General features: G+C 67.7%; 9 protein-coding genes. 4 read left to right on the top strand and 5 right to left on the bottom strand.

The window, feature by feature from the left end; translation table 11 throughout:
• Positions 1–116: 116 nt before the first annotated feature.
• Both BBA01S_RS12920 and BBA01S_RS12915 read right to left on the bottom strand, forming a co-directional pair.
• A complete protein-coding gene (locus BBA01S_RS12920) occupies positions 117–968 on the bottom strand; it encodes a carbon-nitrogen hydrolase family protein (RefSeq protein WP_027816814.1) in 852 nt (283 codons plus the stop codon).
• Between the two features lie 130 nt (positions 969–1,098).
• Positions 1,099–5,427 carry a YhdP family phospholipid transporter gene (locus tag BBA01S_RS12915; RefSeq protein WP_027816813.1) on the bottom strand — a complete coding sequence of 1,443 codons (4,329 nt, stop codon included), beginning with the start codon at positions 5,425–5,427 and terminating at the stop codon, positions 1,099–1,101.
• A gap of 268 nt (positions 5,428–5,695) precedes the next feature.
• Here BBA01S_RS12915 and glnE point away from each other — a divergent pair, with 268 nt between their 5' ends.
• Entirely contained in the window at positions 5,696–8,515 is a 2,820-nt protein-coding gene (gene glnE / locus BBA01S_RS12905) for a bifunctional [glutamate--ammonia ligase]-adenylyl-L-tyrosine phosphorylase/[glutamate--ammonia-ligase] adenylyltransferase (RefSeq protein ID WP_027816811.1), read from the top strand.
• Between the two features lie 41 nt (positions 8,516–8,556).
• On the opposite strand, the gene BBA01S_RS41070 is transcribed toward glnE, so the two are convergent.
• The 3 genes from BBA01S_RS41070 to BBA01S_RS12890 form a co-directional block, all read right to left on the bottom strand.
• Positions 8,557–8,769, bottom strand: a complete 213-nt coding sequence (locus BBA01S_RS41070) for a hypothetical protein (RefSeq protein ID WP_042296929.1) — start codon at positions 8,767–8,769, stop codon at positions 8,557–8,559.
• Between the two features lie 17 nt (positions 8,770–8,786).
• Positions 8,787–10,469, bottom strand: a complete 1,683-nt coding sequence (gene recN, locus BBA01S_RS12895; RefSeq protein ID WP_027816810.1) for a DNA repair protein RecN — start codon at positions 10,467–10,469, stop codon at positions 8,787–8,789.
• A 108-nt stretch (positions 10,470–10,577) separates the two neighbouring features.
• Positions 10,578–11,498, bottom strand: a complete 921-nt coding sequence (locus BBA01S_RS12890) for an NAD kinase (protein ID WP_027816809.1) — start codon at positions 11,496–11,498, stop codon at positions 10,578–10,580.
• Positions 11,499–11,697: 199 nt separating this feature from the next.
• Between BBA01S_RS12890 and hrcA the strand changes: the two genes are divergently transcribed.
• The 3 genes from hrcA to BBA01S_RS12875 all read left to right on the top strand — a co-directional run bounded on the left by hrcA (position 11,698) and on the right by BBA01S_RS12875 (position 14,421).
• A complete protein-coding gene (gene hrcA / locus BBA01S_RS12885; protein WP_027816808.1) occupies positions 11,698–12,717 on the top strand; it encodes a heat-inducible transcriptional repressor HrcA in 1,020 nt (339 codons plus the stop codon).
• A gap of 174 nt (positions 12,718–12,891) precedes the next feature.
• On the top strand, positions 12,892–13,959 hold the full coding sequence (gene hemH, locus BBA01S_RS12880; RefSeq protein ID WP_027816807.1) for a ferrochelatase: 1,068 nt from the start codon (positions 12,892–12,894) through the stop codon (positions 13,957–13,959).
• A gap of 54 nt (positions 13,960–14,013) precedes the next feature.
• Complete coding sequence (locus BBA01S_RS12875) at positions 14,014–14,421, top strand: RNA-binding S4 domain-containing protein (protein WP_027816806.1); 408 nt, start codon at positions 14,014–14,016, stop codon at positions 14,419–14,421.
• The last annotated feature ends 102 nt before the right edge of the window (positions 14,422–14,523 follow it).

Here is a 14,523-nt window from a genome sequence, read left to right as displayed (position 1 = left end):
GCTGGGTTCGGCTTATTCGGCAGATTCGGGCGCGGTACGGCGAAATCAAGACGCCCTGGGTCGCTGAGTAGTGGTGTCGTTGTTGGCTTGAATCGATGCTTGCTTGAATCGATACGTCAGTTGCAGTCCAGCACGCGATGCCGCCACGCGGGCAGGCTCGCGCGTACGGCGGCGATGCGATCGAGGTCGATATCGCCGATCACGACGCCGGGATTCTCGTCGAGCACATCGACGATTTCGCCCCATGGGTCGATCAGCATGCTGTGGCCCCACGTGCGGCGGCCGTTCTCATGCGTGCCGCCTTGCGCCGCGGCCAGCACATAGCACTGGTTTTCGACGGCGCGCGCGCGCAGCAGCGTCTGCCAGTGCGCGCGGCCCGTGGTGTAGGTGAACGCCGACGGCACGACCATCAGCGCGCAGTCGCCCATGCGCCGGTACAGCTCGGGAAAGCGCAGATCGTAGCAGACCGACAGTCCGGTCTTGCCGAACGGCGCGTCGAAGGTGCTGACCTCCGTGCCGGGGCGGATCGTGCGTGCTTCGTCGAACGATTCGGCGCCTTTCTCGAAGCTGAACAGATGGATCTTGTCGTAGCGCGCGCGCTCGGCGCCGCTTGGATCGAACACGAGCGTGGTGTTGAGCACGCGGTTCTCTTCGGGCGCCTTGAGCGGCAGCGTACCGCCGATGATCCACACGTTGTGACGCTTTGCGGCATCGGCGAGAAAGTGCTGGATCGGGCCGTCGCCGTACGGCTCGCGCACGGCGAGCTTGTCGCTGTCCTTGTGGCCCATGAAGCAGAAGTATTCGGGCAGCAGCACGAGCTGTGCGCCTTGCGCGGCGGCATCGGCGATCAGACGATCGGCGTCGGCGCGATTGCGCGCGACGTCGGGCGTGCTGACCATCTGCAACGCGGCGACCCGGAACGGCGTGACCGGGGCGCTGCGCGCTGCGGAAGAAGAAGTTTCGCTCATCGACGGCTCTTGATTGGACTGAAGATGGGGCCCGGAGCGGCAGAGCAGGGCGCTGCGCGATTCGCCTCATGAAGCCGCATCACGCATGCCCGTTGACGACGATCAACTGCATTAACAGACGATCTGGAACTCAATGCGCCGCCGCCGGAACCTGCGCGTCCATCTTACCCTGATCGCCATGCAGTCGCTCGACGTGCGGTTTGGCCCACGAACCGGTGATCGCGTAGTCGCGCGCGAACGCCGTCTCGACCGTGTGGGAGAGCGCCACGTCGCCGATCAGCGCGCCCAGACCCAGCAGCGGATTGATGATCGCCGCCACCACCACGCCCGCGCCCGCGCTGACCGTCGGCACGACGTGCACGCGCAGGTCCTGGGTTTTCTGCGCGAGGTCGACGCTGCCTGCCATCTGCGCGCGGCCCGGCGCGGTCACCAGCTTGAAGTCGTTGGTGCGGCCGATGCCGTTCTGGATCTGCGCGTTGCCGGTGACGCTCGTGAACGGCAGGCCTTCGCCGATCACGTCGCGGAAATCCATGCTCGCGTAACGCGCGAGGCTTTGCAGGCTCAACACACCGAGCAGCGTCGCCACGCCCTGGTGGATCTTGAGGATTTCGCCGTGGTGCAGATCGAGTGCGAGGCTGCCGTTGAGCGTCGGGAAATCGACCTTGTTCGGGCCGCCGCGCCATTCCAGGTTGCCGCTCAAGGTGCCCTTGCCGCCCTTGATCGCATGCTCGACGCCCGCGCGTTCGAGCAGGTCGCCCGCATCTACGATGTCCAGATGGAAGTCGAGCGCGGTGCGGCGCGGCGTCTGCGCAAGGCCGCCGGCGGTGTCGGCGGGCGCGGTTTCGTCGCCGATGGCGCGCCAGTTCTCGGTCGCGGTGAAGTGACCGCCCGGATTGACGATGTCGAGCGTGTCGAGTTGCCAGACCGGCACGCCGTTCTCTTCGAAGTTGTGCGCATTGATCTGCAGGCGGCCGAAATCGCGTCCGCGCACGATCAACTGGTTCACGATCAGGTCGATCGACGGCATGTTCTGCGCGGGCTGCGAGACGGCCTGGCCGAGCAGGTCGTTCTCGGTGGCGGCGGGCACGATGAGGCGCGCGAGCCGCGCTTCGAGCGTGCCGGGCGAGCCTGGCACCGCGCCCGGCTTCCACGAGACGTGGCCGGAGACCTGGTTCGAGGCGACATTGGCCTGCCACTGGTTGGCGTCACGCGAAGCACCGACGATCACGTTTTCCCAGTGGCGCTTGAGCAGCGTGAGCGTGCCGACGTGAACCGCGAAGCGCGACGGCACGTAGGACGCGAACGCGCCGCCAGGGGCGAGCGGCGACGAAGCCGCTTGCGGCGCGCTGGCGGCAGCAGTTGCCGCGGCAGTCGCCGAAGCCGCGGGTGCGCTAGCCGCAGCGGCAGGAACAGCGGGATTGGCCGCGGCCGTGCCGCGAAGCTCCTGCACCACGCGCCGCCACGCATCGGCATCGAACGACGGCAGGTCGACCGCTGCGGTCACGCCGTCGGAGGGCAGATCGGCGGGCTTGTTCATGCCGATCGCGCCGCGCACGACTTCAGGCACATGACCCGGATTGCGGCGCAGCACATACCGCGCGGCTAGCGGCCCGAGCGTGAGTTCGGCGTGCTGGAACGCGGCGGCGTCGCTGGCGGCCAGCATCGCCGAAGCCGGATCGTCGCCGGGGCCGGGCTGCAAGGCGAACCGCAGCGGCATCGGCGTGCCTGCCGTCTTGCCGAACGGCGCGGGCAGGTCGATCGCAAGATCGGTGAGATCGGAGCTGGCCTTCACGTCGGGCAGGTGGCCGCGCGCGCCCGTCACCGACAGCGAATAGGGCGCCGCGCCCGAGAAGCGGCCGAGCACCGCCGCCGCCGTGCCGTGCAGGTTCAGGCCGCGCGCCGCATCCACGGCCACGTCGCCCGCCACGTTGACGTCGTAGCGTCCGTCCTCGCGCATGCCGCCGCTCGCGCGCAGGTCGCCGCCGAGGAAGCGACCCGTCAGGTGCTCGACCTGGGCGCTGCGGTTCGTGAAGCGCACCCGGCCGTTGAGGTTCGACAGCGGCGGCACGTTGTGCGCGGCGAGCGTGTTGTTCTCGAAGCCGATCGCGCCCGCCACCGCCACCTTCGGCATGGGCTTGCGCGGGATCGTGAGCTTGAGCGCGAGCGTGGCCGGCCCTTGCGCCTCGATCTTCTGCGCCGCGTGTTTCGACATCGCGCCCAGCGAGCTGTTATCGGCGTAATCGAGCAGGTCGGCGAGCGGCCCGCGCCCTGCGCCTTCGATCACGAGATCGGAGCCCTTCACGCCCAGCTCGTCGATGCGCCCGCTCACGTCGTTCAGCACGAAGCGGCGGTAGTGGCCGCGCGTGACGTCGAAACGCAGCTTGTTTTCCGCGAGCTTGAAGGTGCCGTCGATGCCGTCGAACGCCGGCCAGACATTGGGCGCGCCGTTGCGCATTTTCTTCGGCGGGAACGGCGACGGGTCGAAGCGCCCGTTCGCGAACGGCGCGACGATGCGGAACTGCCCGGCGCCCGGGTCGCGCGAGTAGGGGAAGAGGGCGAGGTCGCCGTGAATCTCGATGGTCGCGCCCTTCGAGATGCCCGCTTGCAGGCCGTGGCCCAGGTAGGTGCGGGTCTTCTCGCTGATGCTGGTGGGCAGGTAGCGCGGGATCGCCTTGACCTGCGCCTGGTCGAAATGCGCCACGAGGTCGAGCGCGCCGCGTCCGTGGCCGGGGTTGCGGTAGTGCGCGGTCATCTTCGCGCGGGCGTCGGCGTTCTGCACGCCCAGCTCCGTCACGTTGACGTCGAAGGCCTTGAGCTTGTCGCCGGGCTGGCGCTGCGCCGCCACCGTCCATCTGGCCGCGCCCCACAGGCGGTCGAAACGCAGGCGCGGATCGTCGAACACGCCGGGCAGCGTGATGGCGGCGTCGGCGCTGTCGAACTTGATTGCGCCTTGCGATTCGTCGGCGTCAATGCGCCCCGAGAGGTTTTCGACGCCCGGCAGGCCCGCGCGCGGGTGGTTGCGCGGCGTGAGGCCCGGGCCCGGCTCCTGGGCCGCGACGCTGAAGCCTTGCAGGTCGCCGTTGAAGCGGTAGTGCAGCAGCGGCTCGGCGCTGGTGCTGCGTTGCTCGGCGGCGGCTTCGCCCGATTCGGGTTTGGCGCGCTCCATCGCCAGATCGTAGTTGGCGACGAGGCCGCGCGGATTGAAGCGCACGAGGGCAGTCTGCACGCGGCCCGGCAGGGGCACGGCGCGCATGAATTCAGCGAGGATGCCCAGGTCGATGCGGTCGCCGCTCACCGAAAAGAGCTGGCCGCTTTGCAGCGTCTGCTGGCGGAAGTGCGCGTCGAGGTGATCGAAGGTGAGCGAGCGCGTGAGCGGCGTGCCGTCGTCGAGCGGCGGCTGGCCCAGTTCCGCGCGCAGGTCGCGCAGTTGCAGCGTGTAGTCGCCGGGTGCGAGACCCATGCGCCAGTTGAAGTTTGCAATCGGCAGATCGAGGCGCGGCTGGGTCGGCTTCACGCGCAGCGCGACGTCGTTGCCGCTGAGTACGCCGTCGGCGGACACAATGCGGCCGTTCTCGAAGTTCGCCCAGATGGCGTTATCGATGCGGCCTGCATAAGTCGTGATCGGCAGCGGAACGTACTGGGCGAGCGTCGGAAGGTCGACGGGCCCGGTCGAGATATAGGCGCTGCCGCTCCAGGTGTTCGGCTTGCCCGCGGGCGCAAAGCGCGTGTGCTTGAACTGCGCGCGGAAGTCGAGCGGCCCGTGCAGCACGGTGCCCTCGGCGGGCGCCTGCAAGGCGAGGTGATGGTCGTAGCCGTCGTTGAGGATCGCCAGGCGGATGTTCGACAGGCGCAATTCGGGCACGTCGCGTGTGGCGTCGCGCCAGCGCAGCGTGCCGCCGCGCAGCACGATGGCCTGCTGGCGCATCAGCCAGGTCGTGAAGGTGGCGTTGCCGGTGTGGGCGGTCGGCACCGGCACGCCGGCGACGGTCAGGGTGCCGTCGTCCTCGCGCGCGATCGACACGTCCGGGTTCTCGACGATCACGCTCGACAGCAGCGGCTCCAGCATCACCGCCGAGCGCCAGGCGACCGAGGCCGTCGCGTGCGGGACGTTCAGCGCGAGATTGCCGTGGCGGTCGCGGATCGTCAGGTTGGCGACGTCGATGCCGGGCTGAAAGCCCGACCAGTGCGGCGAGAGCTTGCCGATGCGGAAATCGGCGTGAATCTTGTCGGAGACGAGCTTTTCGATGCGCGGACGGAAATCGTCCACGTGGGGCAGCACGACATAGCGTAGCCCGAGCAGCAGCACGGCGACGATGAAGTAGAAGACGAGCGCGATGCACGCCAGTACGCGCAGCGTGTGGCGCAGTACCGGATGATGATGTTGCGGGCCCGCGTCTGCGCTTTCCCGGCTGGCATGTCCGGTATGAGGCGGGCCGGCGGGTTCGTTGCGCTCGGACATGCTGCGGCGGGTGGGGTATGGTAGCGTTGCGTTCTGACGTCGAAATGTATCACACGGGGCCGTGGGGCCGGCCATCCGGGGAAGCCGGGATGGCTGCCGGCGAGGCTTTGCAGGCCGCCGCACACACGAAAAAATTGCACGTCGGCATGACGATCAAGCGCGTTCGGCGCGCGATGGCCGCTATAGCCGTCATCGACAGGCCTGCCGAAATTTCTTGCCTTCCATTCCCCGCGCGGTTCACCGATTTTCCCGCCTGGCTAGAGCCTTCATGACTGACATTCCTCTCCTGAGTTCCAGTTATTCGCGCTATGCGGCGCGCGTCTACGCCGCCCGTCCCGAGTTGGCCAACGAGGTCGCGTCGCTTGCCGTCGCGCCGATCACGCGCGAGCGCATCGTCGCGCGGCTCGACGCCTTGTGTGTGCAAGCAAGCAGCAATCCTGACGCGCGCGACGCTTCCACGGCCCCCGCGCTCACCGACGAGCAACTGAAGAAAGCGCTGCGTCAACTGCGCGCCGAAGTGATCTGCGCGGTGATGGAGCGCGACCTGGCCCGTAGCGCCGATGTCGGCGAAGTCACGGGCACCATGACCGATCTGGCCGAAGTGACGATCCAGCGCGCGCTGGAGGTCGTCAGCGCTGACCTGGAAGCGCTGTTCGGCGAGCCGCGCGGCCCCAACGGCGAGCGCCTGACGCTCGGCGTGGTCGGCATGGGCAAGCTCGGCGGGCGCGAGCTCAACGTCTCGTCGGACATCGACCTGATCTTCGTCTACGAGGACGACGGCGAAACCACCGGCGCCCAGCGCTCGCCCATCGCCACCCAGGATTACTTCACGCGCGTGGGCAAGCGGCTGATCGGCGCGCTGTCGGACGTGACGGCGGACGGCTTCGTGTTTCGCGTCGACATGCGCCTGCGCCCGAACGGCGATTCGGGGCCGCTCGTGTGCAGCCTCGGCATGCTAGAAGAGTATTTCTACGTGCAGGGCCGCGAGTGGGAGCGCTACGCGTGGATCAAGGGGCGGCTGGTTTCGGAGCGCGAAAGCGACAGCGCCCAGCGGCTCGCCACACAGCTCGACGCGCTGGTGAAGCCGTTCGTCTATCGGCGTTACCTGGATTTCGGCGTGATCAGCGCGATCCGCTCGCTGCATGTGCAGATTCGCCAGGAGGCGCAGCGCCGCGCCATGATGCGCCCCGACAAGGCCGACGACATCAAGCTCGGACGCGGCGGGATCCGCGAAATCGAGTTCAGCGCCCAGGTGTTCCAGCTGATTCGCGGCGGCCAGGACGCGGGCTTTCGGGTGCGCCCGACGCTTGCCGTGCTCGGCTACGCGGCCGCGCGCGGACTGATTGCGCCCGAGGTCAGCCACGACCTCACGCTCGCCTACAACTTCCTGCGCGAGCTCGAACATCGCCTGCAATACCGCGACGATGCGCAGACGCACGCGATGCCCGTCGATGAAACCGAGCGCGCGGCGCTCGCGCAGTCGATGGGTTACGCCGATTACGCGGCGCTGATGGCCGTGCTCGAAGCGCACCGCGAGAAGGTGGAGCACCAGTTCGTCCAGATTTTCTCCGACAAGGTCGGCGGCGAAAGCGGCTGCGGCGCGCCCGAGGATGGCGTGGCGGCCTGGGTCTGGAGCGGCGCGCTCGCGGAAGAGGGCGCCGACGGCGACCTGCTCGCGCGCCTGGCGGAACTCGGCATCGACGACCCGGCGCCGTTGCTCGCGCGCCTGCGCGGGCTGTGGCAGTCGTCGCGCTACACGGGCCTGCCCGAGAAAAGCCGCGAGCGCTTTGACAGCGTCGCGAAGCGTGCGCTCGAAGCCGCGCGCACGATGGAGCCGCGCGAGCGGCGCGGCGACACGCTCGCGCGCATGTTCGACCTGCTCGAAGCCGTGATCCGGCGCGGCGCGTACCTCGCGCTGCTCACCGAATACCCCGACGCGCTCAACCGGGTGCTCAAGGTGCTGGGTGCGTCGCGCTGGGCCGCGGGCTACCTGATCCGCCACCCCCAGCTGCTCGACGAACTGCTCGACGACGAAGCGATTTCCTCGCCGTTCGACTGGCCGGAGTTCTCGCGCCTGTTGCGCGCGCGTCTGGCCGCCGCCGCCGACGTCGAGCAGCAGATGGACTTGCTGCGCCACGCGCACCAGGCCGAAGTGTTCCGCATCCTGCTCAACGACCTGGCCGGGCGGCTGTCGGTGGAGCACGTGAGCGACCGGCTGTCCGAGCTCGCCGATGCAGTGCTCGACGTCACCATCGAAACGGTCTGGAAGCAGTTCGCGAAGCGCCATCGCGAGGTGCCGCGCTTCGCGGCGATCGCTTACGGCAAGCTGGGCGGCAAGGAACTGGGCTACGCCTCGGATCTCGACATCATCTTCCTCTACGACGACGAGGACGAGCGCGCCGCCGAAATCTACGCGGCGTTCGCACGCCGCCTGATTACCTGGCTCACCACGGCGACGGGCGCGGGCACGCTGTTCGACGTCGACCTGCGCCTGCGGCCCAATGGCGAATCGGGGCTGCTCGTGACCGATCTGGACTCGTTCCGCCGCTACCAGTTGCGCGAGGGCGATGCGGCCAATACGGCGTGGGTGTGGGAGCACCAGGCGCTCACGCGCGCGCGCTTTTCGGCGGGCGACGTGGCCATCGGCGATGCATTCGAGGCGATCCGCGTGCAGGTGCTGACGACCCCGCGCGACGCCGCGCCGCTCGCGCAGGAAATCGTCGAGATGCGCCAGCGCGTCGAGGACGGCCACCCGAACCGCACCGCGCTGTTCGATCTCAAGCACGACCGCGGCGGCATGGTCGATATCGAGTTCACGGTGCAGTACTGGGTGCTGCTGCACGCCGCGCAGGATCCGGAGCTGATCCGCAACACCGGCAATATCGCGCTGCTGCGCGAGGTGTCGCGCTTCGGGCTGATGAGCGAAGCGGAAGCCGACGCCGTGGGTTCGGCGTATCGGCTGTATCGCAAGCTCCAGCATCAGCTGCGGCTGGACGGGATGGAGACGGCGCGGGTCGATCCGGCGCGCGTGGAGGCCGAGCGCGAGGTCGTGCTCGCGCTGTGGAAGCGGGTGTTTGGGGAAAGCTGAGGGGCTGACGCCGGAGCGCTCGCTCAATGCAAAAACGGCCTCTATGCGAGGCCGTTTTTTATGTCCAATTGCTCCAGTTCCGCGAAGACGTCGCTAGCCGGAATCACGCGCCCAGCTTCGATTTCCTGACGTCCCAACGCGAGAAGTTTCAGCAATGATTCGCGTTGCTCCGCTTCTCGTACCTCGATTCCGAAGTTGCCGCTCGCAGCGTCGATGTCCTGACCGTTGAGCGGTTTGATCTGACCTGGTTTCATCTGGACTCTCCCGGCTATCAAGCCGCCAGCATCTCCTTCGCATGTCGCCGCGTGGTCGCGGTGATCTCCAGGCCGCCCAGCATGCGCGCGACTTCCTCGACGCGGCTCGTCCTGTCGAGCGCCGTGACCGCCGAGACCGTGCCGCCGTTGCCGTCGCCGGCCTTGGCCACCTGGAAGTGCTGGTCGCCGCGCGCCGCAACCTGCGGCAAGTGCGTGACGCACAGCACCTGGCGCGCTTGCCCGAGCTGATGCAGCAGGCGCCCGACCACTTCGGCGACGCCGCCGCCAATGCCGGTGTCCACTTCGTCGAAGATCAGCGTGGGCGTGGGGCTGGCGGCGCTCGCGATCACCGCGAGCGCAAGACTGATACGCGCGAGTTCGCCGCCCGAGGCGATCTTCGCGAGCGGACGCAGCGGCACGCCCGCGTGGCCCGCAACGCGGAATTCGATCTGCTCCAGACCGTGCGCGCCGCCGACCGGCTCGCCGTTGCCGCTATTGCCGCCGAGCGGCACCAGCGCGACTTCGAAACTGCCGCCCGCCATCGAAAGTTCCTGCATGCCCTGCGTGACCGCCGCGCCCAGCGCCTGCGCGGCGCCCGCGCGCGCGACCGAAAGCTGGCGCGCTTCGACCATATACGCTTCGTGCGCCTTGTCGGCGGCGGCGCGCAGCGCGTCGAGATCGGACGCGGCGTCGAGCAGCGCCAGTTGCTGGCGGCGCGATGCGTGCTCGGTGGGCAGCGCTTCCGGTTGCAGGCGGAATTTGCGCGACGCCGAATGCAGTGCGTCCATGCGCCGTTCGACCTGCGCGAGCCGGTTCGGGTCGAGTTCGAGCCGCTGCGCGTAATGCGACAGCGAGTAGGCCGCTTCCTGAAGCTGGATCGTCGCCGGTTCGAGCGCGGCGAGCGCGTCGCCTAGCGCGCCATCGACTTCGGCCAGGTCGCGCAGCTTCGAGACGATGGAGTTCAGACTCGAAATCATCGCGTCGTCGGATTCGGACAGCGCGACGAGCGCGCCTTGCACACCTTCGATCAGGTTCGCGGAATTCGACAGGCGCGTGTGCTCCGCGCTCACGTCTTCCCATTCGCCGGGCTGCGGTGCGAGCTTGTCCAGTTCGGCGAGTTGCCAGGCGAGCCGCTCGCGTTCAAGTTGCTGTTCGCGCTCGCGTGCTTGCGCGGTCTGCACGGCGAAGCGCGCATCGCGGGCGTCGCGCCAGGCGCGCGTGACGCGCGAGGCCAGTTCCAGCAGGCCCGCATGCGTGTCGAACAGTTCGCGCTGGGCGTCCGGGCGCATCAGCAGTTGATGGGCATGCTGGCCGTGAATGTCGACGAGCCGCTCGCCGATGTCGCGCAGCTGCGCGAGCGTCGCGGGCGTGCCGTTGATGAAGGCGCGCGAGCGCCCGCCACTGTCGACCACGCGGCGCAGGATCACGCCGTTTTCGGCATCGCTGTTGGCGAGCGCCTGCTCTTCGAGCCAGGCCGCGACGTGCGGCGGCGCATCGAATTCGGCGGTGATGTCGGCGCGGCTCTCGCCCGCGCGCACCACGCCCGCGTCGGCGCGCGCGCCCAGTGTGAGCGCGAGGGCGTCGATGAGGATCGACTTGCCCGCGCCGGTCTCACCGGAAAACACGGTGAAGCCGCTGTCGAATTCGAGGTCGAGCGCGGCGACGATCACGAAGTCGCGAATCGAGAGATGACGGAGCATGGCGTCTTGAATCTGGCGGTTGGCGATGGCGCCGGGTCGATGGTTCGTAGCTTGTGCGGGTTGTCGCGGCTGCGGGAAAAACGCGCGCGGCGCGACAACTTCAGTGCATCAGTCCTGCGGTTCGCTCGGCAGGTTCTGCAGTGCGGGCGGCTCGTTCCAGTGCAGCTTCTGGCGCAGCGTCCGGTAGTAGCTGTAGCCGACCGGATGCAGGAACGGCACGGTATGGCGCGAGCGGCGCACTTCGATCACGTCGTTGAGTTCGACTGCCGTGAACGACTGCATGTCGAAGTTCACGTTGACGTCGCGGCCCGCGACGATCTGGATGCTCACCTTGCAGTCGTCGGGCAGCACGATCGGGCGGTTCGACAGGGCGTGCGGCGCGATCGGCACGAGCACGATGCCTTGCAGCTGGGGATGCAGGATCGGCCCCTGCGACGACAGCGCATAGGCGGTCGAGCCGGTAGGCGTCGCGACGATCAGGCCGTCCGAGCGCTGGTTGTACATGAAACGGCCGTCCACATGCACGCGCAGTTCCGCCATGCCCGAAAAGCCGCTGCGGTTCACGACCACGTCGTTGAACGCGAGCGCGTGGTAGATCGGGTCGCCGTCGCGCATGATGCGCGATTCGAGCAGTGAGCGCTCCTCGCGCTCGAAGCTGCCTGCGAGCAGTTGCGGCACGATCTCCTGCATATCGGAGAACGGGATGTCGGTGATGAAGCCCAGGCGGCCGTGGTTGATGCCGATGAGCGGCGTGCGATAAGGCGCGAGCTGGCGGCCGATGCCGAGCATCGTGCCGTCGCCGCCCAACACGACGGCCACGTCCGCGCGCGCGCCGATTTCGGCGATCTGCAGCGTGGGATAGCCGCTTGAGCCAATCTCCTGGGCGGTCTGCGCTTCGAATACGACGTCGAAGCCGCGCTGGGAGATGGTCTGGGCGAGCGCCGTCAGCGGCTCGCCAATGCCTTGCGTATTGCTGCGCCCAACGAGCGCAACCGTTTTGAACTGGCTCTGGATCTTCTGGATCTGCATGCCCGCATTACACCATAGTCAGTGCACGAAAAGAACCACACAACCGCGCTCATGCCCAATGGGCGCGGGCCAGGCCGCCCGGACGCAGACGGCGGTGACACGGCGTTGACATCTGCGTGACCTGTAGATGACCGCGCGGCACGCCTGCGCCCGCGCGCGTACTCGCCGCCAACCCGGCATTAGGCTAGAATTTTCAGTCATGCTAGATCCCCGCGCACAAACCCTCCTCAAAACGCTGATCGAGCGCTACATCGCCGAAGGTCAGCCGGTCGGCTCGCGCACGCTGTCGCGTTACTCCGGGCTCGAACTGAGCCCGGCGACGATCCGCAACGTGATGTCCGACCTGGAGGAGCTGGGGCTCGTCTCCAGCCCGCACACCTCGGCGGGGCGCGTGCCCACGCCGCGCGGCTATCGTCTGTTCGTCGACACCATGCTCACCGTCGAGCCCACCGCCGACGAGGACGCCCTCACGCGCGCGGTCAAGACGACGCTGCGTCCAGGCGAGCCGCAGAAGGTTGTCGCAGCGGCGGCCAGCGTGCTGTCCAACCTTTCGCAGTTCGCGGGCGTGGTGCTGACGCCGCGCCGCAGCCACGTATTCAAGCAGATCGAGTTCATGCGCCTGTCGGACAAGCGCATCCTGCTCATCATCGTGACGCCCGAAGGCGACGTGCAGAATCGCATCATGGCGACCCAGCGCGACTTCACGCCTTCAGAGCTGATCGAAGCGTCCAATTACATCAACGCGCATTTCGCGGGCCTCTCCTTCGACGAGGTGCGCCGCCGCCTGCGCGAGGAAATCGACGCCCTGCGCGGCGACATGACGACGCTCATGCACGCGGCCGTGACCGCGAGCACCGAGGAATCCGATACCGGCGAGACCGTGCTGATTTCGGGCGAGCGCAACCTGCTCGAAGTGGCCGATCTTTCGTCGGACATGGCGCGCCTGCGCAAGCTTTTCGACGTGTTCGACCAGAAAACCAGCCTGCTGCAACTGCTGGACGTGTCGAGCCATGCCCAGGGCGTGCAGATCTTCATTGGCGGCGAGTCGCAGCTCGTGCCGATCGAGGAAATGAGCGTGGTGACCGCGCCGTATGAAGTCAACGGCAAGATTGTTGGCACGCTGGGCGTGATCGGCCCCACGCGCATGGCCTACAACCGCGTCATTCCGATCGTCGATATCACCGCGCGCCTGCTGTCGCTCACGCTCAGCCAGAACTGAGTGCCTGTCTCAACCCGTCTGCACGCATCATCGCCCGAAGCGCTGTCCCGCGCCATTAGCCAAATGGCCAACGCGGACGCGCGCGAGCCGGGGCAGGCGACGCCTGGCCCGCCCGCTATAATGCGCACTTGTGCAACCGTTGCCGCGCCCCGCGCGTGGCGCCCCTGATCGCCTATGCGTTTCGACCTCGAGCGGCCCTTGCAGTCCGCTGTCGCGCATCGTGTCGCGGTGCTGCTCATCAATCTCGGCACCCCCGACGCGCCCACGCCGCGCGCCGTGCGCCGCTATCTCGCGCAGTTTCTGTCCGACCCGCGCGTGGTCGAGATTCCTGCGCCCATCTGGCAGGTGATCCTGCGCGCGCTGATCCTGCCGCTGCGCGGCCGTTCATCGGCGAAGAAGTACGCGGCAGTCTGGACGCCCGAGGGCTCGCCGCTGCGCGTCCATACGCAGAAGCAGACCGACGGCCTGCGCCATCTGCTGCAAATCAACGATTACACCGTGCTCGTCGATTACGCGATGCGCTACGGCACCCCCGACATCCCCGCGATCCTCAATCAGCTCAAGCTGGCGGGCGCGGAGCGCATCCTGCTCATGCCGATGTACCCGCAGTACTCGGCCTCGACGACCGCCACCGCGTTCGATGCCGCGTTTGCTGCATTGCGGCGAATGCGCAATCAGCCCGAAATCCGCACGGTGCGTGGCTACCACGATCATCCGGCCTATATCGGCGCGCTGGCGGCCCAGGTGCAGCAGTACTGGCAGGCCCATGGCCGTCCTGATTTCGCATCGGGCGACCGTCTCGTGCTGAGCTTCCACGGCGTGCCGAGCCGCACGCTCGATCTCGGCGACCCGTACCACGATCAATGCCAGCAGACCGCTTCGCTGCTCATGCACGCGCTGGGTCTCTCGACGGTCGAGTGCAGGGTGACGTTCCAGTCGCGCTTTGGCCGCGCGCAGTGGTTGCAGCCGTACACCGCGCCCACGCTCAAGGAGCTCGGGCAGGGTGGGGTGCGCCGCGCCGACGTGTTCTGCCCCGGTTTCACGGCCGATTGTCTGGAAACCATCGAGGAAATCGGCATGGAAGTGCGCGACGAATTCCTGCACGGCGGCGGCAAGGAGTTCCACCGTATTCCGTGCTTGAACAACTCGCCGGCGTGGATTTCGGCGCTGGGAGAGATCGTTGCGCAGAACCTGCAAGGCTGGCCGGTGCAGGCGCCTGCACACGCGGGCGCCGCGGCCTGACAGGGCGCCGCTGCACGGGATTGCCGCAGAAGGAATGTCAGCAGGAAGTCACGAATGAACTACAAGATTTCGACCGAACCCGGCGCGCGCCTGCGCATCGACAAATGGCTCTGGGCGGCGCGCTTTTTCAAGACGCGCTCGCTTGCAACCGATGCGGTCGGCAAAGGCCACGTGCGCATTGGCGGCGAGGCGGTCAAGGCGTCGAAGGACGTGCGCGTGGGCGATCGCGTCGAAGTCGAAATCGATCACGTGCGCTGGGAAATCGACGTGCTGGGAATCTGCGAAGTGCGCGGCCCCGCGAGCATCGCGCAGTCGCTTTATGCGGAAACCGAGGCAAGCCGCGTGGCACGCGTGGCGGAACAGGAGCGGCGCAGGCTCTTTCGCGAGCCGGCCTCCGCGTTGCACGGCAGGCCGACCAAGCGCGACCGGCGCACTATCGACAAACTTTCGCGTGAGGATTGAAGAGCGCTTCCATCGTGGCGTGAGCGCTCCCATATTCCGTGGTGTTGTCGTTCACGGCGCCCGACATGCAGATGGTGGTGGTTCCGGCGATGAGTACCAGAG

It is taken from the genome of Paraburkholderia bannensis NBRC 103871 (assembly GCF_000685015.1).
Classification (GTDB): domain Bacteria; phylum Pseudomonadota; class Gammaproteobacteria; order Burkholderiales; family Burkholderiaceae; genus Paraburkholderia; species Paraburkholderia bannensis.
This window is presented reverse-complemented; position numbering and strand designations above follow the sequence as displayed.